This window comes from Staphylococcus succinus (assembly GCF_029024945.1).
GTDB lineage: Bacteria > Bacillota > Bacilli > Staphylococcales > Staphylococcaceae > Staphylococcus > Staphylococcus succinus.
The window spans coordinates 319,647-341,175 of the sequence record NZ_CP118976.1 but is presented as its reverse complement, the minus strand read 5'-3'; the positions used below and the strand labels follow the sequence as shown (position 1 = coordinate 341,175).

Here is a 21,529-nt window from a genome sequence, read left to right as displayed (position 1 = left end):
TCGGGCACATCTTTATTATTATATTTAAATTTCAATGTTATTTAACCTTATAGTTAACAATTCAACTAAACAGCTATTTCATTAGTATATCGAAAGTAACTGCTTTGTATAATGATGACGTTGTTCATCAAATAATGCTTCTCGTTTAAAATCATCTACAACTGCGCCATCATTCATTACGATAATCCGCTCTACAAATTGATTAAGAAAAGCGATATCATGAGAAATTACAATCATCCCTTTATTTGTTTTAGTATGATAGTCTTTCAATAATTCTATCATTCTCTGCTCTGCAATCACATCTAAACTTGCTGTAATTTCATCACAAATAAGCACATCGGGTTGCAACATGAGCGTGCGTATCATATTGAACCTTTGTAATTGACCTCCGCTTAATTCATCTGGATATCGCTCTAACAACTTAACCTCCAAATGCATATGCTGCATTAATGATTTCGCTCTATCTCTAACGACTGCCAACTTCCCATATTGATAATATTGCATAGGTTCTTCTAGTGATTTTTGAATAGTATATTTAGGGTTAAAACTATCATATGCATGTTGAAAAATAGGTAATAACTGCAAGCCATTTGTATAAATTTTACCATGTTTGGGGTGAAGTAATCCCAACATCATACGTACTAATGTTGTCTTTCCTGAACCACTTTCACCTACAATACCAATAATTTCATTTGAATCTATTGTTAGATTTATATCTCTTAAAATAGTTGTGTGTTTATAATTAAAGTGTATTTCTTTCAATTCAATCATATGCACCCTCGTTTCTCAACTGACTTCGGGCGTTAAATAATTTCAAACTATATGGTTTTATATTACCTTCTGTAAAAGCTGTTACATGATTTGAATCTATGATGTGCCCATGTCTTATAACATGAATCCAATCGCTAAAATGTAAGACATGAGATAAATTATGAGTGATAAGTAATAGTGTCACTCCGTGTACCTCTGTCAAATGTTTAATCAAATGCATCACGTGAAATCCTGTAATCGCATCTAAAGACGCTGTCGGTTCATCTGCAATGAGCAGTTTAGGTTTCAACATGAGCACACTTGCAATTTGAACTCTAGCAAGTTGTCCACCTGATATACTAAAACGATAGCGTTTCATAACCTCATCAGGATTTAAATCTACAGATTCCAATGACTGCCTCACGATTTGTTTGGCAGTTGATTTTTCAACCTTATAATGGCCTCGATAAATCGCAATCAATTGTTTGCCTAATTTTGTATGATCATTAAAACTGTGTGTATAATCCTGAGATATAAAACCAATATCTTTTCCGAGTAACGCTTGCACATTAGTCACATTATGGTTGTTATAACAAAATCGCTCATAATACATGTTTAACATGTCAGGGACTTGTTGAACCATAGCTTTAGCTGTCAGACTTTTTCCTGAACCACTTTCTCCGACTAACACATTGACTTTACCTTCTTTTAGTGCAAGATCAACATTACGTATTAACTCAACACCTTTATTATCCTTAATCGTTAAATGCGTTATTTCAAGAATGTTAGACATCTCTATGTCGGTCCCCTTTCAATAGTTTATCTCGCAACGCATCACCTGCTAAGTTAAATAAGAGGATGGTCACAGTAATTAAGCAAGCAGGCGCTAGTAATAACAGTGGATATGAACTGATGTAATCCCGTCCAGCGTTTAACATTGCTCCCCATTCCGGTAAAGGTGGTTGTGCACCTAAACCTAGAAATGATAATGATGAAATATATAAAATGATTTTCCCAAAATCTACAGTCATTAAAACAATGATAGATGGCATCACCTGTGGCAAGAAGTGTTTGATGATAATTTTCCATGATGGCACATTAAATAATTTAGCCATTTGTATATACGGTTTAGTCGTCTCACTACTGACAATTGCACGCGTCATTCTAGTGTAGGTCATCCATTTAATTACTGTAATAGCTAAAACCAAGTTCCAAATACTAGGTTTAAAAAAACTTGCCATCGCAATCATTAATATAAATTCTGGAATACTTAAGCCTATATCAATCACCCGCATAATTATTGTATCGATGATTCCCTTTTTATATCCTGCCATCAGTCCAAGTGGTACACCAATACATACAGTAATCAACAAAGTAATCAAACTAATAATCAGCGTATACCTTGCGCCCATAATTATCCGAGACATTAAATCTCTACCATAATCATCTGTACCTAGCCAATGCGACAGACTTGGCATCTCTAACGTTTGATTTAGATTTACCTCTAACGCATTATGTGATGACACAAAGCATTGAGCAATAAAAAGTGCAACGATATAACAAGCAAAGACATAGAAAATAATATTCTGTTTGTTTAGACGTCTCATAATGGGGCACCACCTTGACCATCGCCATTATTTTTATGTTTCAAATTCATGTAACGTCTTTTAGGATCTATCCACAATAATAATAAGTCACCTAATGTATTAGCGAGCACTACAAAGCAACCAATCATAATGACTGCACCTTGTACGACAGGATAATCTCTCGCTCTAATACTGTCTACAAGGAATCGACCAACACCTGGAATTCCAAAGAGGTTTTCAATCACAACAGTGCCGCCGATAAGACTTCCTATAGACATTCCAAGTACAGTAATTATAGGTATAATGGCAGGTTTAAATAAATCTTCCCATAATATATAACGTTCTGACATACCTCTCAACCTTGAAGCTTTCACTTCTTTAGACTGGTATAGTTCAACTAAGCTCGAACGCATGAGTCTTACATAATAAGCACTCATACCGATACTAAGCGAAGTTATCGGAAGGATGTAACCTGCAATAGAGTCAACTCCAGAAGAAGGTAATAAACCAAATTTTTGTGAAAAAATATATATTAGCATCGTTCCTAAGAAAAATGATGGCATACTCACCGTGAAAGAGGTCACCGTTCGTATAATTGTGTCTATCCATGTATGGTAATATTTAGCTGCGATTATTCCTAAAGGGACAGCTACTATGAATACCAAGATGATTGTACATAAAGCAATTATTAATGTTGTAGGTGTATAATATATCAGTTCGTTAATCACTGGCTCGCCTGTTTGGTAGCTCTTACCAAAATTCAATCTTATAATTTGTCCCAACCATTGGATATATTGTATTAATATAGGTTGGTTTAACCCTAATTTTTCTTTTGTTGCTTTGATTTGATCATTAGATACATTTGCTACATCTAGATGCAATATTTTATTAACAGGGTCTCCAGGCGTAAGTTTCATTAAAATAAATGTGATTGTAGAAAGGACAAATAATACAATGATCATTTGTCCAATTCTAGATAATATATTTTTTAATATCATTGTTTTTTATTAACCTTATAATCGATAAGATAAATACCCTCTGGTGCAGCTTTTAAATTTTCTACGTTTTTACTTAAACCAACGATATTATCATTGTAGGTAATGTAACTATTTGCTAAATCTTTATTTGTAATATCTATGATTTCATTTGTTAGTCGGTTGCGTTCATCTTTATTCACTGTAGTATTAAAGCGATTAATTAGTGCAGTTACTCTTTTATTACTATAACTGCCAGCATTAATAGCCCCTTCACTTTTATAAGCTTGATTAAAGAAGTATCCTGTATCCCCTCTTGGAATTGTGCCGAAGCTATAAAGTGAAGCGTCCCATTGTTTTTTATCTTTTAAATAACCGTCAATGTCATCTACATTTCTTAAAGTGATATCTATATTAGCTTTTTTAGCATCCGATTGAATTACCTGTGCCATTTTAGGTAGCTCTGGACGTCCATTATATGTAGAAACTGTTAGTTTCAATGGATGTGACTTTGTATATCCTTCTGCTTTCATTAACGCTTTCGCTTTAGCTATATCTTGTGTTTGTATATCTTGATTGTTTATAAAATCTAATTTCGTATTAAACGGCCCAGTTGCTGGTGTGGCATAGCCTTTAGCCACATTTCGGGCGATACTATCACGATTTATAACTTTATCAAGTGCTTCTCGAACAGGTTTCGTCATTTTATCACTTTTATGATTATACATAAGTAGGCCAGTCCTAAATCCAGAAACAGTTGAAACTTTTGAATTCTCACTGTTTTTTAATGTTGTCACTTTTTCAACTGGTACATCAGTAATGACATCTGCTTTACCTGAATCTAAATCACTTGTACGTGCATTACCATCTTCTTGATAAGTTACTTTAATATGATCTAACTTAGGCTTGCCTTGCCAATAATCATCATTACGATCTAATTTAATACTCTGAGACTGTTGATAATCCTTTATTTTATATGGTCCAGTTCCAACCGGTTTCTTGTTGATATTCCCATCGGCTTTCGTATCATAAATTGCAGAAAAAGGACTCGCTAACTCTGACACCAATTCTGGATATGGTGCTTTGGTTGTTATCGTCACCTGTTGCCCCTTTGTTGTAATCGCTTTAATCGGGAGTGACCCTTTAACCAAATCGCTTTTTTTAATACTCTCTTCTATGCTTGATTTCACTGCTTTACCAGTAACTTTTTTACCATTTTGGAATTTAATATCATCCCTTAACGTTAATTCTAATTGCGTTGGTGAAGTTTGATGATAAGACTTAACTAATAACTTTTGAACTTTACCTTCAGCTGTAGCTTTAAATAAAGATTCTGCAGCGCCAACTTTCACTAGCACATCTGTATTATATGGAGCAATTGATGTTGTTTTCAAAGGCAATTCAACATTCAATGTTTTTCCTTTAGATGAATCCCCTGAGCTACTACATCCTGCTAAAACAACTGCAGAAGTCGCTAAAAGTGCAAGCATTTTTTTCATTTATTCTCCTTCTTTCCAAAGTAATCATTGTTAAATGTTTAGATTCAGATAACTTTTGGTTTGACCGAAAACACATTTTTAAATCTCATGAGCTAGCGTTGCCATTTCTCTTCTCTTTGGTTACCTGCAAAAAGCATAATCCAAGTCGCTATAATAAATGGGAGCGTAAATACTGGCAACCCAAAAGGTGTTAATAGCGTCGTCATACTAGCATGTAAAATAACCGTTAGTAAAATACCTAAAATGATACTTATATAACGCGAAATTTTCGTATTAAAGTTTATACCCAATGCTAGCACAGTAAGTATGACATTATAACCAAACAATCCATCATTTATTTGATCGTGATTAGCACCTAATACTATTACCGCTGCAAAACCAATGACATTAGCAATCATGGCAAATACTCCCGCTTTTCTAGAAGCAATGAATATACCTATTAGAATTGATATACCTGCTAGTATACTTTTCAATAAAAATATTTCACTAAAGCCTGATAAAAAAGCATTTATAAAATGTATACTATGGCTCGAAAATTTAATCTCTTGTACAGTGTCAGGTAAAATATTGACATCTGCATTTACAAATTTAAATTGAAATGACATTAATAAAATCATCCAACTTACAAATACATATGGCATCGTTAGCATGGGCACACCAAACGGCTTTAAAAAAACTCTAAACGCTGCCCCAATTGGCATTGTTATAACTATAGCTACTAATATAATGATGATGCTATACCATTTAGGAACTAAAAAAAGTGTTAAAGCAATTGCAGTTAATACAGGATTAAATCCTGCCAATCCCATATTGATTTCTTGTTCTGAATAATTTGTTCTTTTAGCTAGCAATAATGAAATGACACTGGCAATTAAAGCCATGAGTCCTACTTTCCAATTACCTATAAACAAACCAACTAATATAAACAATCCCGTCCATGCATGATTTAACAGCAAAACCTGTGCAATATTCTTCAATACAATCTGCATTGCATTCACTTTGTCACCTGATTTCTAAATATGCTCTAACTTAATTTATAATATATTAATCTATATTGAATTTAAAGCAATACATATTTTTTGTCGCAAAATTACTTTTTATCTGTGAAATGAATTCCAATGTGTAATTCTTGTAGTTCAATCCTATTCGTCTTATTATTAAAGTTCACGTATATATTATGTACAAATTATATAAAATGGGAAGGTAGTGAGGTTCGTGCATTTCACACAACGTGAACAAGATAAATTGATGTTAGTCGTAGCTGCTGATTTAGCGCGCAGACGGCAACAAAGAGGGCTAAAATTAAATTATCCTGAAGCCGTAGCAATTATTAGTTTTGAATTGCTAGAAGGCGCAAGAGACGGAAAAACTGTTGCAGAGCTTATGAGTTATGGCAGACAAATATTAGGTGAAGATGATGTAATGGAAGGTGTTGCTGATATGTTAACCGACTTAGAGATTGAAGCCACTTTCCCTGATGGGACGAAATTAATTACAGTTCATCACCCTATTGTATAAGGAGGAATAGTTTATATGAAACCTGGTGAAATTATTGTAAAACGTACTGAAATTGAAGTGAATAAAGGGCTTGATGCAACGATTATAGACGTTAAAAATACTGGTGATCGACCTATTCAAGTTGGTTCACATTATCACTTTTTCGAAGTTAACCCTGCGCTTCATTTCAATCGTGAAAAAGCTTATGGCAAACGTCTAGACATTCCTGCAGGTGCAGCTGTTCGTTTCGAACCAGGAGACGAAAAAGAAATTCAGCTTGTGGAATATACTGGGAAACGTAAAATTTTTGGATTCCATGGTGCCGTTGACGGACCCATAGATGATACACGTGTCTACAAACCAAATAAAGACGACACAAATATTATAGTGAACCAAAAAGCTAAGCGATCTAGTACTAATGTCAATAAAGAAAGTGGGAATAACGATGAGTTTTAAAATGACGCAATCACAATATACGAGTCTTTATGGTCCAACTGTTGGTGATTCCGTTAGACTTGGTGATACAAATTTATTTGCTAGAGTTGAAAAAGATTATGCTACGTACGGAGACGAAGCAGCATTTGGTGGCGGCAAATCTATTCGAGACGGGATGGCCCAAAACCCTAACGTGACACGTGATGACAAGAAAGTTGCAGATTTAGTCATTACAAATGCAATGATTATTGACTATAACAAAGTCATCAAAGCGGATATTGGCGTAAAAAATGGATATATCATGAAAATTGGTAAAGCTGGCAACCCAGATATTATGGATAATGTCGATATCATTATTGGTGCTACAACAGATGTTATTTCTGCTGAAGGGAAAATCATCACTGCTGGTGGTATTGATACACATGTCCATTTTATAAATCCAGAACAATCCCAAGTAGCTCTTGAAAGTGGCGTTACAACGCATATCGGTGGCGGTACAGGTGCTTCAGAAGGTTCAAAAGCAACAACTGTAACGCCTGGTCCATGGCATCTCCATCGTATGCTAGAAGCAGCCGAATCCTTACCTTTAAATATTGGATTTACCGCCAAGGGACAAGCTGTAAACCATACTGCTTTAGTAGAGCAAATCCATGCAGGTGCTATAGGGTTAAAAGTACATGAGGATTGGGGCGCAACGCCTTCTGCTTTAAATCATGCATTAAGTGTAGCGGATGAATATGATATTCAAATCGCATTACATGCCGATACATTGAATGAAGCTGGTTTTATGGAAGAAACTATGGCTGCTGTGAAAGACCGCGTACTACACATGTATCATACTGAAGGTGCTGGGGGAGGTCATGCTCCTGATTTAATAAAATCAGCTGCTTACAGTAATATTCTCCCTTCATCTACTAATCCAACACTCCCTTATACGATTAATACAGTGGATGAACATCTAGATATGGTAATGATTACACATCATTTAAATGCTGCAATTCCTGAAGATATCGCCTTTGCTGATTCTCGTATTCGCAAAGAAACGATTGCTGCAGAAGATGTCCTACAAGATATGGGCGTATTCAGCATGGTAAGTTCCGATTCCCAAGCTATGGGACGCGTCGGGGAAGTAATTACGCGTACTTGGCAAGTTGCTCATCGTATGAAAGAACAGCGTGGACCGTTAGATGGTGATGGTGAATATAATGATAATACACGTATCAAGCGTTATATCGCTAAATATACAATTAATCCTGCAATTACACATGGCATTTCAGAATATGTTGGTTCCATAGATGAAGGCAAACTTGCAGATATTATCATGTGGGATTCAGCATTTTTTGGAGTAAAACCAGATGTCATCATTAAAGGTGGCTTAATAAATACCGCTATAAATGGTGATGCTAACGGCTCTATTCCTACTTCTGAACCACTTAAGTACCGTAAAATGTATGGTCAATTAGGTGGTAATATGCAAAGTACGTCTATGACTTTTGTATCTACAACTGCCTATGATAATGATATTGGTCAATTACTAGGACTCAAACGTAAACTAAGACCTGTGCATAATATACGTAAACTGAGCAAAGCCGATATGAAAAATAATAATGCAACACCCAAAATAGAAGTTGATCCACAAACATATGAAGTGTTCGTAGATGGTAAAAAAATCACGAGTGAACCAGCTACAGAACTTCCACTAACACAACGTTATTTCTTATTCTAGGAGGATAAATATGATCATCGAAGAAATTGTAGGCAACGTCGCGAATCTATCCGATAGCGAAAAAGGCAAACATATTGAGAAAGTCTATCTTGAAAATTCAGATTTGGTTAAACGTATTCAACGTGTAACTACAGATCATGGAAATGAAATCGGTATACGTTTAAAACAACCTATCGATCTTCAATATGGCGATATTTTATATAAAGATGAGACCAATATGATTATCGTTGACGTTAATACCGAAGATTTACTTGTCATTCAACCACGCACCCTAAAAGAAATGGGTGATATCGCACATCAACTTGGCAATCGACACTTGCCAGCACAATTCACTGAAAATGAAATGCTTGTTCAATATGATTATTTAGTAGAAACTTTACTTAAAGATTTAGGCATCCCTTACAGTCATGAAGACCGTAAAGTGAATCAAGCATTTAGACATATAGGACATTCACATGATTAATCATGCACACTTTCGCCTGTTCCAATTTTGTGATTCACAAGTTCCGACAGGTGCATTCAGTCATTCGTTCGGCCTTGAAACCTATATTCAACGCCGCACTGTTCACGATGAAGCAAGCTTCCAACAATGGCTTACACTGTTTCTAAATGAGCAATTAACATATGCAGATGGCTTAACAATGCGTCTAGTCTATGATGCACTGAATCATCAGGATGAAGCAGCTATTTTACGATTAGATCAACTCCTCTTTGTACAAAGTTTACCTAAAGAAACAAGACAAGGTTCTAAACAAATGGGAAATCGTATGGTTAAACTCGCTCAAGAACTTTATGACAGTGAATGGTTGATGTGGTATTACACACAAATGAAAGAGAAAAAGGCACATTTGCATCCTGCGATTTGTTTTACGATGCTTGGTCATTTTCTGGAATTAGATATAGAAACGATTATTGATTATTATCTTTATCAGAATATTTCTAGCCTCACTCAAAATGCTGTACGGGCAATTCCTTTAGGCCAGACTGCTGGACAACGTATCGTCCATCAAATGATTCCTAAAATGAAAGAAACGAGAGCACATATACTCACTTTAGATGAATCACAACTTGGTATTACTGCACCAGGCCTCGAAATAAATCAAATGGAACATGAAAACGTAAATGTAAGAATATTTATATCTTAGGAGGACTAAATTATGTCAGAAGCCATTAAAATTGGTATTGGTGGCCCAGTTGGTGCTGGAAAAACCCAACTTATTGAAAAAATTGTTAAACGATTATCGAAAGATATGAGCATTGGTGTTATCACTAATGATATCTATACAAAAGAAGACGAAAAAATATTGGTTAACTCAGGCGTATTACCAGAAGATAGAATTATTGGTGTAGAAACTGGAGGTTGTCCTCATACAGCTATCCGTGAAGACGCATCAATGAACTTTGCTGCAATCGATGAATTAATAGAGCGTAATGACGATATAGAACTTATTTTTATTGAATCTGGTGGAGATAACCTCGCTGCTACATTTAGTCCAGAGCTTGTTGACTTTTCAATTTATATTATTGATGTTGCTCAAGGGGAGAAAATACCTCGTAAAGGCGGACAAGGGATGATTAAATCTGACTACTTCATCATCAATAAGACAGATTTAGCCCCGTATGTTGGCGCTTCTTTAGAACGCATGGCGGAAGATACACAAATATTCCGTGCGCATCGTCCATTTACTTTTACCAATCTGAAAACAGATGAAGGTTTAGATGACGTTCTACAATGGATTGATCAAGATGTATTGCTTAAAGGATTAGCTTAATGGCTCAATCCAAGAAAATATGGACTGGCCAATTAGATTTATCTGTTTTTAATAACGGAAAAAAATCTGTGGCAAGAGATATCTTTTTTGAAAAAGCATTAAAAGTGATGCGCCCTGTTTATTTAAATGGTTCTAATATTCCAACATTTTATATCGTCAATGTCGGAGGTGGCTACTTAGATGGTGATCGTTATAAAATGAATTTTAATATAGATTCAAATGCTAAAGTTATTTTAACATCACAAGGGGCTACTAAGATTTATAAAACACTAAAAGATCACGTGGAACAATATCAAACATTTAATATTAAAGATAACGGCTATGCAGAATATGTCGGAGATCCGATTATCGCTTTTGAAAACGCAAAATTCTATCAACACAATACTTTCAACTTAAGTCAAAATGCTGCACTATTTTATACTGATATCTTAACCCCAGGTTATTCTAAAGAGGATAAAACATTTAGCTATACGTATATGCATTTACTAAATGAAGTTTATGTTGATGATACCCTTGTTGTTTTTGATAATATGCTACTCGATCCAAAAAAGAACAATGTTAATGATATTGGCTATATGGAAAACTATACACACCTTGGATCTTGTTATTTCATACATCCTCAAGTGAATCAGAAATTCATCGATAATGTTTATGACCAAATCAAGCATTTTCAGCAAGAATATGATTGCAGATTTGGTATTACACAATTACCTACTCACGGTTTCACGATTCGTATCTTGTCTAATAAGACACAAGTTATCGAGAAAATTTTAACAACTTTACAAAGTTATGTTTTAAAACAAATTTTTGATCGAGACTTAGACTTTTTAAGAAAATATTAAATCTTCTGGGATAGAATTCCAAAAGTAAGAGGGTCATCAGACTGAACTGATGACCCTCTTATCTATATGCCTCGTTTCTTACGCTTCATTAAACACCAAATATTATAATGTACTAAGTAGCCCTATCACACTAATTAATAATAATACAATTGTTGCAATATAAATTAATAATTTCTGTCCTTTGCTTAATGCATTTTCTTTTTTCGTAAATAAACTAAATAATGATCCATCTTTCCCCATTAATAAGGCAATTGAATAAATAAGTAAGACTAAAGATATAAAAAACACTATCAATGATATCAAAAACATCACACAGAACCCCTTCCTATGTATTATAGTACAGTTCTATCGTAACACTATCTCTTTAATTATATTTTCATTTACATACACAAAGCACTACTTTACTTATATATAACAGAATTGGTACACCACCCACTTTTAAATTGCGCTATTTTTTATTTATAATAAAACAAATTGCTAACTTCTTATTTTTATTATTGGTACAATAAATAATAGATATTAACAGTAAAATTTTTATAGGAGTGATCTTATGACTGAACTATATATTTATAAGAACACTGTGCAACAATCTTGGATAGATCATAACAATCATATGCATGACGCACAATATTATTCAGTTTTCAGTGATGCAGTCGTTGGCTTTTTCGATTCAATAGATTTCACAGTATCATATAGACAAAATCAAGCCGTCACTATTTTTAGTGTCGAAGCACATATATCTTTTTTGAAAGAGTTATTACTCGATGAAGCATTTTATATCAAACCATATATTTATGATTATGATCAAAAGAGAGTCCATCTATTCCTTACAATGTATAACTTACAAAATGAACGCATTGCGACTTATGAAGTCATTATGATGTGTGTGGATAACCAAACTCGTCGCAGTACAACATTTCCAAAAGCAATATATGAAAAAATAAAAAGCTACTTTGACAAACAACAACCGTTTGAAATTCCAAAACAACTTGGGCATGTCATAGGTATTCCAAAAATTAAAAGTAACATATAAAATATAGAGGCCTAATCAAAATCTCATAATTTGATTAGGCCTCTTATATTAATATGATAAAAATTTTTATTACAATGACTTGAATTAAACTTTCTATACTTTTCTATATCGTTTCATCCCAAAAATATTTAAAATTAATAGGACAACAAATATGCCGAATAATATCGCTAAGTTCATATAAACATCTTCTATACCATAACCTTTAATCATGACATCTTGCATTGCTTGTCCAGTATAGAATAATGGCATAAGGTGCGCAAAATATTGTAATCCCACATTCATAGATGCGATTGGTATCAGTCCAGCAAATAACACTTGAGGGACAATGACAAGTGGAATAAATTGAATCATTTGAAACTCTGATGATGCAAAGGTAGATAATAAAATACCGAACGTTAATGCTACGAGTGCAGTTAAAATTGTAGTCACTAACACCAACCAAATCGGCCCTTGAACAGCAATATTCAATACATAAATAGCAAACATTACTACCACAAAAGTTTGAATAATACTAAACAGACCATAACCCATGATGTAGCCAAAAATAATTTGACTACGCTTAATGGGTGAGGCCAGTAACCTTTCTAAAGTACCAGATGTTCTTTCTTTTAATAACCCGATTCCTGATATTAAAAACGTAAAGAAAAATACAAAGAAACCAATTAGTATCGGATTGATCATATCGAAGTATGTCGAATCTTTATCACCATATAAATAATGCGTCTTTATATTCATAGGCTCTTTACTCATATCATTATTACCTGCATCTGTTTGAATAACTTCGGGAGTGTTAGCTTGTCTTAAGGCCTTTTGTAGTTGATTTGTATTAGCTTTCATTTGTCCCATATTATGACTAATGACCCATTTTTGATTTGTAGAAGCTAATGTTCCTGACTCTGTTGGATTATCATTAGCTAAAGTAACATGCAAGTTACCACCTTTTTGATAGATAAATCCTGTAAGCTCCCCTTTTTTAATTTTATCAGCTATATTTTTATGGCTCGTATAGTTTTGTGTGGAAATATCTTGTTTATGTAATTCAGCTACAAGCGTTTGTGGCACATTTTGAACGCCTACTTTCACGCCATTTGTATTATCTGAAACGGAAAATATATAATATAGTAATGATAAAATAAGTATTGGAGCAACTAATAACAGCATTAGCGTTCTGATATCTCTAATCGTTTGTTTAAATATACGTTTCGCAATGTGTAATGACTTCATAATTAATCCTCCATCTTCAAGAATACTTCTTCAATTGTCTTTGCATTATATTGCTGCTTTAATTCGTCAGGCGAACCTGAAGCAATAATTTTTCCGTGATTCATTAGTAATAATTTATCACAGCGAGAAGCTTCATCTAGCACATGCGTCGTTACCAATATACTCTTATTTCTTTGTTTCGCCTCCTCTAAATCTTGCCATACAGCTTGTCTCAATTTGGGATCTATACCGACCGTAGGCTCATCTAAAATTAAAATATTAGGGTCCTGTAAAAAGCTAATCGCTAAAGACAGTCGTCTTTTCATGCCTCCAGAATATGTAGATACCTTTTGATTTAACGCATCTTGAAGTTGTACCATTTCACTACAACTTTTAATACGTTCTTTAATATATTTACGTTTCTTAATATAGATTCCAGCGAAGAATTTCAAATTTTCCTTACCTGTTAAATCTTCATATAAAGCATCACTTTGTGCCATATAGCCAATATCTTTCAATACTTTCCTATTTGGAATTTCTCTATCATTTACTGTTACCCAACCTGTATCTGTTTTTTCCATACCCAATATACATTGTATGAGTGTCGTTTTTCCTGTGCCAGAGGGTCCAATGAGTCCGACAATTTTCCCCTTTTCAAAAGTAACATTTATATCTTTAAGTATATGTTTTTTGTCAAATGACTTATTAATATTATGAACTTCTATCATCTCTTTAACCCCTTACTTCGCAATAATTTTCATACCTTCCAAATGTAACACTACACTAAAGTGTGTTAACAAATTATATATACGTATTAATTACCCTATAAGTCATATGCTTAATGACCTTATTTTTATTTCATAGTACTCTCAAAAACAGACTATTTTATATATAGTCCTTTCATATATTCAATCATTAAAAATTACTAAAATATAAAATAACCTAGGAATAATTTCCTAGGTTATTTTATATTAACATCTAACTTTGTGTTATTTATTTAATTTATCTAAAGATTGTTTTAAATCTTCAACTAAGTCTTCAGTATCTTCAATACCTACCGATAAACGAATAAGACCATCTGCAATACCTTCTTTTTCACGAACGTCTTTGGGAATAGAAGCATGTGTCATTAAGGCTGGGACAGAGACTAAGCTTTCTACTGCTCCTAAACTTTCAGCTAACGTAAAATATTGTAATTCACGGATAACTGCCTTAGCACTAGCTATATTAGAAACCTCAAAAGCAATAACACCTGTATGTCCCTCCGCTTGTGCTTGATGAATATCATGATTTAAGTGTGTTTCAATACTTGGATGGAATACTTGTTCTACCGCTTGATGCTGTTGTAACATTTCAATGATTGCAAACGCATTACGTTGTATTTGCTCCATACGCAGACCAAGTGTTTTAATACCGCGTATCAATAAGTAACTATCTTGGGGTCCTAAGACACCACCCGTTGAATTTTGAATGAAGCCGATGCGCTCTGCTAAATTATTGTCGCTTGTAGCAACTAATCCTGAGACAACATCACTATGCCCTCCTAAATATTTCGTAGCTGAATGTAATACAATATCAATGCCTAGTACTAATGGATTTTGAAAATAAGGCGTCATAAATGTATTATCCACTACAGAAATCAACTCATATTTCTTAGCAATTTCCGCTGTTTGTTGAATGTCTGTAACACGTAATAAAGGGTTAGAAGGTGTTTCAATATATAACATTTTTGTTTCTGGTTTAATATATTGCTCTACTTGGTCAATGTGTGTAGTATCAATAAAATCTACCTCTATACCGTAACGCGTAAAGACCTTTGTTAATGCTCTATAAGTCCCACCGTAGACATCAGAATTTAACAATAAATGGTCGCCTTCATCTAATAACATGATTACTGCAGTGATTGCGGCCATCCCAGAACCAAAAGCAAAACCATACTGAGCTTGCTCTAAATCAGCAATAACACCCTCTAAAGCACTGCGTGTCGGATTTGCTGACCGTGAATATTCGTAGCCTTGTCTTAAATCACCAATCTCATCTTGGATATACGTACTTGTTTGATAAATCGGTGTTGTTACCGCGCCTGTGTAAGGATCTGTCGTTAATCCGCCGTGAATTAATTGTGTTTTTTATTCATTATAAATTCTCCTTATAATCAAATATTTGTTTAGACATGTAACGATCACTACCATCTGGGAATATTATTACGATGACACCTTTATTGATGTGTTTCTTTACTTCTAGCGCCCCTTGTAACGCAGCCCCTGAAGAACTACCAACAAATAAGCCTTCTTTTTTAGCCAATTGCTTTACATTATTGAAAGCTTCTTTGTCACTTACTTTCACAATATCACTTACCAATGAACGAGGTAAAAACCGTGGCCATTGTTCCGATCCGATACCTTCAATATCATGTGGATGCTGTTTACCTCCGCTTAATATTGAACCTTCAGGTTCTACAATGACACTCTCGACATCAAATGATGCCAAATATTGAGCAACCCCAGAAAATGTACCTCCTGAGCCGACACCAGCAACAAAGTAATCTATTTCAGGTAACTCTAATGTAATTTCTTTTGCTAAAGTATGCGCATAAGTTCTAGGGTTATCTTCATTTTCAAATTGATTTATATATAGTGCTCCAGTATCTGCTTCATATTGTTTGGCTGCATTTTGAGCCCCTTTCATGCCCAATGCTTTATCAGTTCTTTTAATTTCAGCACCTAAGGCTTGCATAATAGATATCTTTTCTTCTGAGAAACCTCCAGGCACAAAAATAACTGTATGGATGCCAAAATGATTACCTGAAATCGCTAATCCAATACCCGTATTACCTGCTGAAGCTTCTACAATAGTATCACCTTTGTTTATTAACTTCTTCTCCAATGCGCGCTCTATTACAAACTTACCCAATCTATCTTTAACACTCCCGCCAGGATTAAATTGTTCTAATTTAGCATAGATTTGTACATCCTCATTACTAAAAGATGTTAATAATACAAGCGGTGTATTGCCTATTAAATCATACCCAATCATCATAGTCCTCCATACATGCAGTTATTCCTTTTTCTATTCCCTACTATACTGATAAGAATTATAATTAATTATTCCATGTTTTGCAAATATTATTTTTAAAATATTGTAAAATGCCTTTTACAATTCCTAGCTTTTTAGTAAGAAAACTTGAAATAGCATTTAAGCTCTTGTATAGTTGTAATTATCAGAAAATTCAATCTTATAGGAGGATTTGTTTTATGACTCAAAAATCTTGGCATTTAGATACGTTATCTATTCACGGAGGACAAGAGGTAGATGACTTTTCAAAAGCACGTGCAGTCCCTATTTATCAAACTTCCAGTTACGTGTTCGATAGTACAGATCATGCACAAAAATTATTTTCGCTTGCAGAAGAAGGCAATATTTATACTAGAATTATGAATCCTACTCAAAACGTTTTTGAGGAACGTATTGCGGCTTTAGAAGGTGGTGTTGGCGCTTTAGCCACTTCATCAGGTCAAGCAGCTATCCATCTTGCACTTTTAAATATTGTAGAATCTGGTGATGAAATTGTCGCTTCTTCTAATTTATATGGAGGTACATACAATTTACTAAATGTAACGTTTAAAAAACTAGGTATCAAAGTTACATTCGTAGATCCTAGTAACCCTGAAAATTTTGCACATGCAATTACTGATAAGACAAAAGTTGTCTATGCAGAGACAATTGGTAATCCACGTATTGATGTGTTAGATATTGAAGCTGTAGCAAAAGTTGCACATGACCATGATATCCCCCTTATTGTAGACAACACCTTCCCTACGCCTTATTTATTACGTCCTTTTGAATATGGAGCAGATATTATTATTCATTCCGCAACTAAATTTATTGGAGGGCATGGCACGTCGATTGGGGGCGTAATTGTTGATAGCGGTAAATTCAATTGGGATAACGGTAAATTCCCAGGATTAGTAGAACCAGACTCAAGTTATCATGGGGTATCTTATGTTAATGATGTTGGTGATGCCGCTTATATTACAAAAGCTCGTGTTCAATTATTACGTGACTTAGGTTCAGCCGTATCCCCATTTAATGTTCATGAATTTTTAATTGGTTTAGAAACATTACATCTTCGTTTAGAACGTCATTCAGAAAATGCACTACGTGTAGCGCAATTTTTAGAACAACATCCTAAAGTGACATGGGTGAACTATCCAGGGTTAGAAAGTAACGCATATTATGAATTGGGTCAAAAGTATTTACCAGATGGTCAAGGCGCAATACTTACATTTGGTGTTGATGGCAGCGTAGAAGATATTGGTAAATTTGTAGAAAACTTAAAGTTGTTTTCACATTTAGCAAATGTTGGAGATTCAAAATCATTAGTTATACATCCAGCCAGTACGACACATTTACAATTATCACCTGAAGAACAACAGGCTTCAGGTGTCGTCCCAGAACTTGTTAGATTATCAGTTGGTACAGAAAAAATTGACGATATTATTTCTGACATTGACCAAAGTTTTAAAGCATCACTAGGAAACGCTTAAGAAAAATAAATATAAATGTAAACAAACCAAGTGCTGTAATAGCATTTGGTTTGTTTTATTGCTTAAGTTCTATTTATAAATAGTAACAGTATAGAAGTTATACTTATATATCTTTTTTAGATTGCTTAATTGATCTAATAATTTCGTCATTATTTATATTGTGGCCTATAATGACAATATAATTATCCACATTCAAATCTGTCGTTTGTATATTTAACTGATTATTTGCATACTGAATCTGACTTTTCAAGCCGTTCTCACCAAAATCTATAAATCCTTTAACTCTATACACGTATGATGGTAAATTTTGTATCCAATGTATAAAATCATTTTTATGCCAATTCGATGAAAATTGATATAAACAGTGACCTATACTCCCATGAAAAATTTGATCATCACTTTTTTTAATCCATTTTTCTTCTTCAGCTATTGTTATATTTTGTATCTTAATGTCACCATATTTTGTTATAAAGCATTTAATTTTGGGATGTTTACGCTTTAGTACATTCAATATTTCCAATATTTTCTCTGAGTTTAATAAATCAACTTTATTTAGAAGTATATTTGAACAATGTTGTAACTGGACATCTACTAACTTTTGTATCCTTTTCGGTAATTTCTCTAAGTTATAATATAAATGGGCATCTAATACGCCAAGGATACTTATGACCTTTGAGAATGGCGCAAGTACAGGCGTTAAGCATGCGTCTAATACCTCACTTGGATGCGCTATACCACTACATTCTATAAAGACAATATCAGGTTTAAAAGTCATATAAATTTCATGTAATTGTTTTGTGACATCCGTCTTTAATTCGCAGCATATACATCCATTTACGATTTCATTAACCTGTATATTACGATTTATCAAATAACTATCTACACTTTTTTCACCGAATTCATTCATAAGTACTGCTGGTTTCTTACCGTTATTCAGTGCTTCTTGAATTAAATGGTTCAAAACTGTGGTTTTTCCCCCGCCTAAAAATCCACCGATAATAACAATTTCCATATTATCACACACTTCCATTATTTAAATCTTTATAACTCATACTTCCTGTAGTTGTTGATTGTCCTTGATATTTACCTTTATATGATGCTTCACATCTCGTTGTTGTTTCAGCTAATACCATTTAATTTGTTGAAAATATTTCCAAGGAAATGATTAACTGGATAATTCAAGTATATTTTTATAAATAGGAATGATTCCTATTTACATTTTATAAGTATACGTTTAAAGTTTATATTAGTCAATATGACGAATAATATTAAAATGAGGGGAATTTTCAATGAATAACATACCAGTTACCGTATTAAGTGGTTATCTAGGATCAGGTAAAACGACAATAATGAATAATGTATTAAATAATCGCCAAAATTTAAAAATCGCTGTAATTGTTAATGATATGAGTGAAATTAATATTGATAAAGATTTAATTGCAGATGGTGGAGGGATTTCTCGTACAGATGAGAAATTAATTGAATTATCTAATGGTTGTATTTGTTGTACACTACGTGAAGATTTACTTAAAGAAGTTGAGTACCTATGTAAAAAGGGAGGGATAGATCAAATCATTATCGAGTCAACAGGTATTTCAGAACCTGTCCCAGTTGCGCAAACATTTTCGTATATGGACGAAGATATGGGTATCGACTTATCAAAATTATGTCGTCTAGATACCATGGTTACAGTAGTTGATGCCAATCGTTTTATAAATGATATTCGTTCAGAGGATTTACTTATAGATAGACAACAAGGCGTGAGCGCTGAGGATGAACGGACAATTGCCGATTTATTAATTGACCAAATTGAATTTTGTAATGTCTTAATATTAAACAAAACAGATTTAGTTAGCTCAAAGGAATTAGAAAAACTTATAACTGTGTTGCGAAAACTACAGCCTGAAGCAAAGTTCATTAGTACAACTTTTGGTCAAGTAGATATAAAAGATGTGTTAAATACTAAACGCTTTGATTATGAAACATCCAGTAACTCGGCAGGTTGGCTACGAGAACTGACAAATGGCGGTCACGCGCACCACGCACCAGAAACTGAAGAATACGGTATTTCTTCAATGGTTTATAGTAGGACTTTACCTTTTCATGCCGCCCGCTTCAATCACTGGTTGGAACATCTTGATAAAAATATCGTCCGTACTAAAGGTATTGTCTGGCTAGCTCAATACAATCAAGTTGCTTGCCTACTTTCACAAGCGGGCTCAGCAATCGACTTAAAGCCCGTGACATACTGGGTAGCAGCTATGGAAGCTTCTAAACAACGTTTGATCCTAAAAGAACGAGACGATGTAAGAGAAAATTGGGACATTCAATATGGAGACAGACATACTCAGTTTGTCATTATCGGAACCGATTTAGATGAAGAAAAAATAACAAAGGAGCTTGATAATTGTTTACTAAATTCAACTGAAATTGAGCAGAATTGGGGTACGCTTAAAGACCCTTATCATTGGAGCATACAATAAATACTCCCTATGCTCTAAAGAACTTCACAGTAAAGGCGTTTTTAGACATCCCTCTATAAAACGCGCACACAAACCGAAGACTAACCTTTATCAATCAAACCATATAGATTTTAAAACATTCCAATGATTTATACGCTTAGCTTATACTTATTTAGAAAAACAAATATATTCAAAAAACTTCACAATTCACGACGCTTCCCTCAATTTTAATCAGAACTTACAGAGGAAGATTTCGTTGAAATTGTGAAGTTTCTTATGTTTATTTACCTACAAAATATAAACCTGTAAGTACATTAGCCTCTAAGTGACTCACTTCAACATTGAAAGTGCTATTACGAATCAAGTGATGGGCTGTTGCATATGATTTAATGCTTTCTTTATATGGAAGTGAACTTTGTGTGACACCTCCACCAAGAACTATATAATAAATGTTAAACACGCTAAATAAATTGATACAAAGCTGCTGCGTTAACTTAATTACTTCTTCTATCATATCTTTGACTGCTTTATTGTCACCGTCTATATACATTTGTATCGCTTCTCTTGTGCTGACTACTCTATTTAATATTTCACTTGCTTTTCTACTAATGGCTGATCCAGAAATTTCATTTTCCACACAACCATATTGCTGACAAACCGGACACTTATAATCACTGTTACTTTTAATGACAGTGTGACCTATCTCTCCGAAATTACCATCCACACCCGATACAATTTTCCCTTTTCGAACATATGCCATACCTATGCCAGTACTAATCGTTAAATATATAAAATCTTCCACTCCATCTTCAATATATTGATACTCTGCTAGAATTGCAGCATCTGTATCATTAACAAATTGAGGTTTAAAATCACTATGTTCTGTGATATATGCTTCAGCATTAAAACCATTGTAAGCTTGTAAATTAGGAGGATTTAAAAATAAGCCTTTCGTGTAATCACACGGACCAGGCATAGCGATATTTAATACTGTATCATCTATACTTTTAAAATCAGTCACATACTGTTTCGCAATTTTCAAAATTTCATTAAACTGCGCTGTAGGGTCAACTTTATTTGTTTCAAATTTTTTACTGTCTATAATTTTCAAATCTTCATTAATTAGACCTACGATGGTTTTTGTTCCACCAATATCAACACAAATTTTCAACATTTGCTACCAACTCCATTATTTTTTCTCAA

General features: G+C 33.9%; 23 protein-coding genes. 10 read left to right on the top strand and 13 right to left on the bottom strand.

Going from position 1 to position 21,529, the window contains the following annotated elements:
* Positions 1 to 81 precede the first annotated feature (81 nt).
* The 6 genes from PYW31_RS01460 to yut all read right to left on the bottom strand — a co-directional run bounded on the left by PYW31_RS01460 (position 82) and on the right by yut (position 5,807).
* Positions 82 to 771: an ATP-binding cassette domain-containing protein gene (locus tag PYW31_RS01460; protein ID WP_046836429.1), complete on the bottom strand. Its 690-nt coding sequence runs from the start codon at positions 769 to 771 to the stop codon at positions 82 to 84.
* Positions 764 to 1,543, bottom strand: a complete 780-nt coding sequence (locus PYW31_RS01455; protein ID WP_046836430.1) for an ATP-binding cassette domain-containing protein — start codon at positions 1,541 to 1,543, stop codon at positions 764 to 766. The genes PYW31_RS01460 and PYW31_RS01455 overlap by 8 nt, the downstream gene beginning before the upstream one ends.
* The gene (gene nikC / locus PYW31_RS01450; RefSeq protein ID WP_046836431.1) at positions 1,536 to 2,357 is read right to left on the bottom strand and encodes a nickel transporter permease; all 822 of its coding nucleotides are present in this window, start codon (positions 2,355 to 2,357) and stop codon (positions 1,536 to 1,538) included. Before nikC ends, PYW31_RS01455 begins: the two co-directional genes overlap by 8 nt.
* Positions 2,354 to 3,331: a nickel ABC transporter permease gene (gene nikB, locus PYW31_RS01445; protein ID WP_177165120.1), complete on the bottom strand. Its 978-nt coding sequence runs from the start codon at positions 3,329 to 3,331 to the stop codon at positions 2,354 to 2,356. Before nikB ends, nikC begins: the two co-directional genes overlap by 4 nt.
* Positions 3,331 to 4,809 carry a nickel ABC transporter substrate-binding protein gene (gene nikA, locus PYW31_RS01440; RefSeq protein WP_046836433.1) on the bottom strand — a complete coding sequence of 493 codons (1,479 nt, stop codon included), beginning with the start codon at positions 4,807 to 4,809 and terminating at the stop codon, positions 3,331 to 3,333. The genes nikB and nikA overlap by 1 nt, the downstream gene beginning before the upstream one ends.
* A gap of 92 nt (positions 4,810 to 4,901) precedes the next feature.
* Complete coding sequence (yut, locus tag PYW31_RS01435; RefSeq protein ID WP_046836434.1) at positions 4,902 to 5,807, bottom strand: urea transporter; 906 nt, start codon at positions 5,805 to 5,807, stop codon at positions 4,902 to 4,904.
* Between the two features lie 217 nt (positions 5,808 to 6,024).
* Between yut and PYW31_RS01430 the strand changes: the two genes are divergently transcribed.
* From PYW31_RS01430 to PYW31_RS01400, 7 genes are read left to right on the top strand one after another with little or no spacing between them, the layout of a single operon-like run.
* Positions 6,025 to 6,327, top strand: coding sequence for an urease subunit gamma (locus PYW31_RS01430; protein WP_046836435.1), 303 nt, complete (start codon positions 6,025 to 6,027; stop codon positions 6,325 to 6,327).
* A 15-nt stretch (positions 6,328 to 6,342) separates the two neighbouring features.
* Positions 6,343 to 6,762, top strand: a complete 420-nt coding sequence (locus PYW31_RS01425; RefSeq protein WP_046836436.1) for an urease subunit beta — start codon at positions 6,343 to 6,345, stop codon at positions 6,760 to 6,762.
* Positions 6,752 to 8,467: an urease subunit alpha gene (gene ureC, locus PYW31_RS01420; RefSeq protein WP_046836437.1), complete on the top strand. Its 1,716-nt coding sequence runs from the start codon at positions 6,752 to 6,754 to the stop codon at positions 8,465 to 8,467. Before PYW31_RS01425 ends, ureC begins: the two co-directional genes overlap by 11 nt.
* Before the next feature lie 10 nt (positions 8,468 to 8,477).
* Positions 8,478 to 8,930, top strand: a complete 453-nt coding sequence (gene ureE, locus PYW31_RS01415) for an urease accessory protein UreE (protein ID WP_046836438.1) — start codon at positions 8,478 to 8,480, stop codon at positions 8,928 to 8,930.
* Positions 8,923 to 9,612: an urease accessory protein UreF gene (locus PYW31_RS01410; RefSeq protein WP_046836439.1), complete on the top strand. Its 690-nt coding sequence runs from the start codon at positions 8,923 to 8,925 to the stop codon at positions 9,610 to 9,612. The genes ureE and PYW31_RS01410 overlap by 8 nt, the downstream gene beginning before the upstream one ends.
* Before the next feature lie 12 nt (positions 9,613 to 9,624).
* Positions 9,625 to 10,239, top strand: coding sequence for an urease accessory protein UreG (ureG, locus tag PYW31_RS01405; protein WP_046836440.1), 615 nt, complete (start codon positions 9,625 to 9,627; stop codon positions 10,237 to 10,239).
* A complete protein-coding gene (locus tag PYW31_RS01400) occupies positions 10,239 to 11,081 on the top strand; it encodes an urease accessory protein UreD (protein ID WP_046836441.1) in 843 nt (280 codons plus the stop codon). The genes ureG and PYW31_RS01400 overlap by 1 nt, the downstream gene beginning before the upstream one ends.
* Before the next feature lie 102 nt (positions 11,082 to 11,183).
* Here the strand turns inward: PYW31_RS01400 and PYW31_RS01395 are convergent, their stop codons facing one another.
* Positions 11,184 to 11,390, bottom strand: a complete 207-nt coding sequence (locus tag PYW31_RS01395; RefSeq protein ID WP_046836442.1) for a hypothetical protein — start codon at positions 11,388 to 11,390, stop codon at positions 11,184 to 11,186.
* 241 nt (positions 11,391 to 11,631) lie between these two features.
* Here PYW31_RS01395 and PYW31_RS01390 point away from each other — a divergent pair, with 241 nt between their 5' ends.
* Complete coding sequence (locus tag PYW31_RS01390) at positions 11,632 to 12,114, top strand: thioesterase family protein (RefSeq protein ID WP_046836443.1); 483 nt, start codon at positions 11,632 to 11,634, stop codon at positions 12,112 to 12,114.
* A 93-nt stretch (positions 12,115 to 12,207) separates the two neighbouring features.
* On the opposite strand, the gene PYW31_RS01385 is transcribed toward PYW31_RS01390, so the two are convergent.
* The 4 genes from PYW31_RS01385 to PYW31_RS01370 form a co-directional block, all read right to left on the bottom strand.
* A complete protein-coding gene (locus PYW31_RS01385) occupies positions 12,208 to 13,338 on the bottom strand; it encodes an ABC transporter permease (protein ID WP_046836444.1) in 1,131 nt (376 codons plus the stop codon).
* A 2-nt stretch (positions 13,339 to 13,340) separates the two neighbouring features.
* Positions 13,341 to 14,045, bottom strand: a complete 705-nt coding sequence (locus tag PYW31_RS01380; protein ID WP_046836445.1) for an ABC transporter ATP-binding protein — start codon at positions 14,043 to 14,045, stop codon at positions 13,341 to 13,343.
* A gap of 261 nt (positions 14,046 to 14,306) precedes the next feature.
* On the bottom strand, positions 14,307 to 15,434 hold the full coding sequence (locus PYW31_RS01375; RefSeq protein ID WP_103356912.1) for an aminotransferase class I/II-fold pyridoxal phosphate-dependent enzyme: 1,128 nt from the start codon (positions 15,432 to 15,434) through the stop codon (positions 14,307 to 14,309).
* A gap of 19 nt (positions 15,435 to 15,453) precedes the next feature.
* The gene (locus tag PYW31_RS01370) at positions 15,454 to 16,353 is read right to left on the bottom strand and encodes a PLP-dependent cysteine synthase family protein (RefSeq protein WP_046836446.1); all 900 of its coding nucleotides are present in this window, start codon (positions 16,351 to 16,353) and stop codon (positions 15,454 to 15,456) included.
* 218 nt (positions 16,354 to 16,571) lie between these two features.
* On the opposite strand from PYW31_RS01370, the gene PYW31_RS01365 reads away from it, so the two are divergent.
* Positions 16,572 to 17,864: a homocysteine synthase gene (locus PYW31_RS01365; protein ID WP_046836447.1), complete on the top strand. Its 1,293-nt coding sequence runs from the start codon at positions 16,572 to 16,574 to the stop codon at positions 17,862 to 17,864.
* Positions 17,865 to 17,967: 103 nt separating this feature from the next.
* Here the strand turns inward: PYW31_RS01365 and PYW31_RS01360 are convergent, their stop codons facing one another.
* Entirely contained in the window at positions 17,968 to 18,876 is a 909-nt protein-coding gene (locus PYW31_RS01360; RefSeq protein ID WP_046836448.1) for a CobW family GTP-binding protein, read from the bottom strand.
* Between the two features lie 277 nt (positions 18,877 to 19,153).
* Here PYW31_RS01360 and PYW31_RS01355 point away from each other — a divergent pair, with 277 nt between their 5' ends.
* The gene (locus PYW31_RS01355) at positions 19,154 to 20,347 is read left to right on the top strand and encodes a GTP-binding protein (protein WP_046836449.1); all 1,194 of its coding nucleotides are present in this window, start codon (positions 19,154 to 19,156) and stop codon (positions 20,345 to 20,347) included.
* Positions 20,348 to 20,606: 259 nt separating this feature from the next.
* On the opposite strand, the gene PYW31_RS01350 is transcribed toward PYW31_RS01355, so the two are convergent.
* Entirely contained in the window at positions 20,607 to 21,500 is an 894-nt protein-coding gene (locus PYW31_RS01350) for an ROK family protein (protein WP_046836450.1), read from the bottom strand.
* Positions 21,501 to 21,529: the final 29 nt, after the last annotated feature.

What these genes read in the sequence shown, in the direction of transcription:
- PYW31_RS01460 (WP_046836429.1), bottom strand. Translation starts at nt 771, where the DNA reads ATGATTGAATTGAAAGAAATACACTTTAATTATAAACACACAACTATT.
- PYW31_RS01455 (WP_046836430.1), bottom strand. Translation starts at nt 1,543, where the DNA reads ATGTCTAACATTCTTGAAATAACGCATTTAACGATTAAGGATAATAAA.
- nikC (WP_046836431.1), bottom strand. Translation starts at nt 2,357, where the DNA reads ATGAGACGTCTAAACAAACAGAATATTATTTTCTATGTCTTTGCTTGT.
- nikA (WP_046836433.1), bottom strand. Translation starts at nt 4,809, where the DNA reads ATGAAAAAAATGCTTGCACTTTTAGCGACTTCTGCAGTTGTTTTAGCA.
- PYW31_RS01425 (WP_046836436.1), top strand. Translation starts at nt 6,343, where the DNA reads ATGAAACCTGGTGAAATTATTGTAAAACGTACTGAAATTGAAGTGAAT.
- ureC (WP_046836437.1), top strand. Translation starts at nt 6,752, where the DNA reads ATGAGTTTTAAAATGACGCAATCACAATATACGAGTCTTTATGGTCCA.
- ureE (WP_046836438.1), top strand. Translation starts at nt 8,478, where the DNA reads ATGATCATCGAAGAAATTGTAGGCAACGTCGCGAATCTATCCGATAGC.
- PYW31_RS01410 (WP_046836439.1), top strand. Translation starts at nt 8,923, where the DNA reads ATGATTAATCATGCACACTTTCGCCTGTTCCAATTTTGTGATTCACAA.
- ureG (WP_046836440.1), top strand. Translation starts at nt 9,625, where the DNA reads ATGTCAGAAGCCATTAAAATTGGTATTGGTGGCCCAGTTGGTGCTGGA.
- PYW31_RS01400 (WP_046836441.1), top strand. Translation starts at nt 10,239, where the DNA reads ATGGCTCAATCCAAGAAAATATGGACTGGCCAATTAGATTTATCTGTT.
- PYW31_RS01395 (WP_046836442.1), bottom strand. Translation starts at nt 11,390, where the DNA reads ATGTTTTTGATATCATTGATAGTGTTTTTTATATCTTTAGTCTTACTT.
- PYW31_RS01390 (WP_046836443.1), top strand. Translation starts at nt 11,632, where the DNA reads ATGACTGAACTATATATTTATAAGAACACTGTGCAACAATCTTGGATA.
- PYW31_RS01385 (WP_046836444.1), bottom strand. Translation starts at nt 13,338, where the DNA reads ATGAAGTCATTACACATTGCGAAACGTATATTTAAACAAACGATTAGA.
- PYW31_RS01380 (WP_046836445.1), bottom strand. Translation starts at nt 14,045, where the DNA reads ATGATAGAAGTTCATAATATTAATAAGTCATTTGACAAAAAACATATA.
- PYW31_RS01370 (WP_046836446.1), bottom strand. Translation starts at nt 16,353, where the DNA reads ATGATTGGGTATGATTTAATAGGCAATACACCGCTTGTATTATTAACA.
- PYW31_RS01365 (WP_046836447.1), top strand. Translation starts at nt 16,572, where the DNA reads ATGACTCAAAAATCTTGGCATTTAGATACGTTATCTATTCACGGAGGA.
- PYW31_RS01360 (WP_046836448.1), bottom strand. Translation starts at nt 18,876, where the DNA reads ATGGAAATTGTTATTATCGGTGGATTTTTAGGCGGGGGAAAAACCACA.
- PYW31_RS01355 (WP_046836449.1), top strand. Translation starts at nt 19,154, where the DNA reads ATGAATAACATACCAGTTACCGTATTAAGTGGTTATCTAGGATCAGGT.
- PYW31_RS01350 (WP_046836450.1), bottom strand. Translation starts at nt 21,500, where the DNA reads ATGTTGAAAATTTGTGTTGATATTGGTGGAACAAAAACCATCGTAGGT.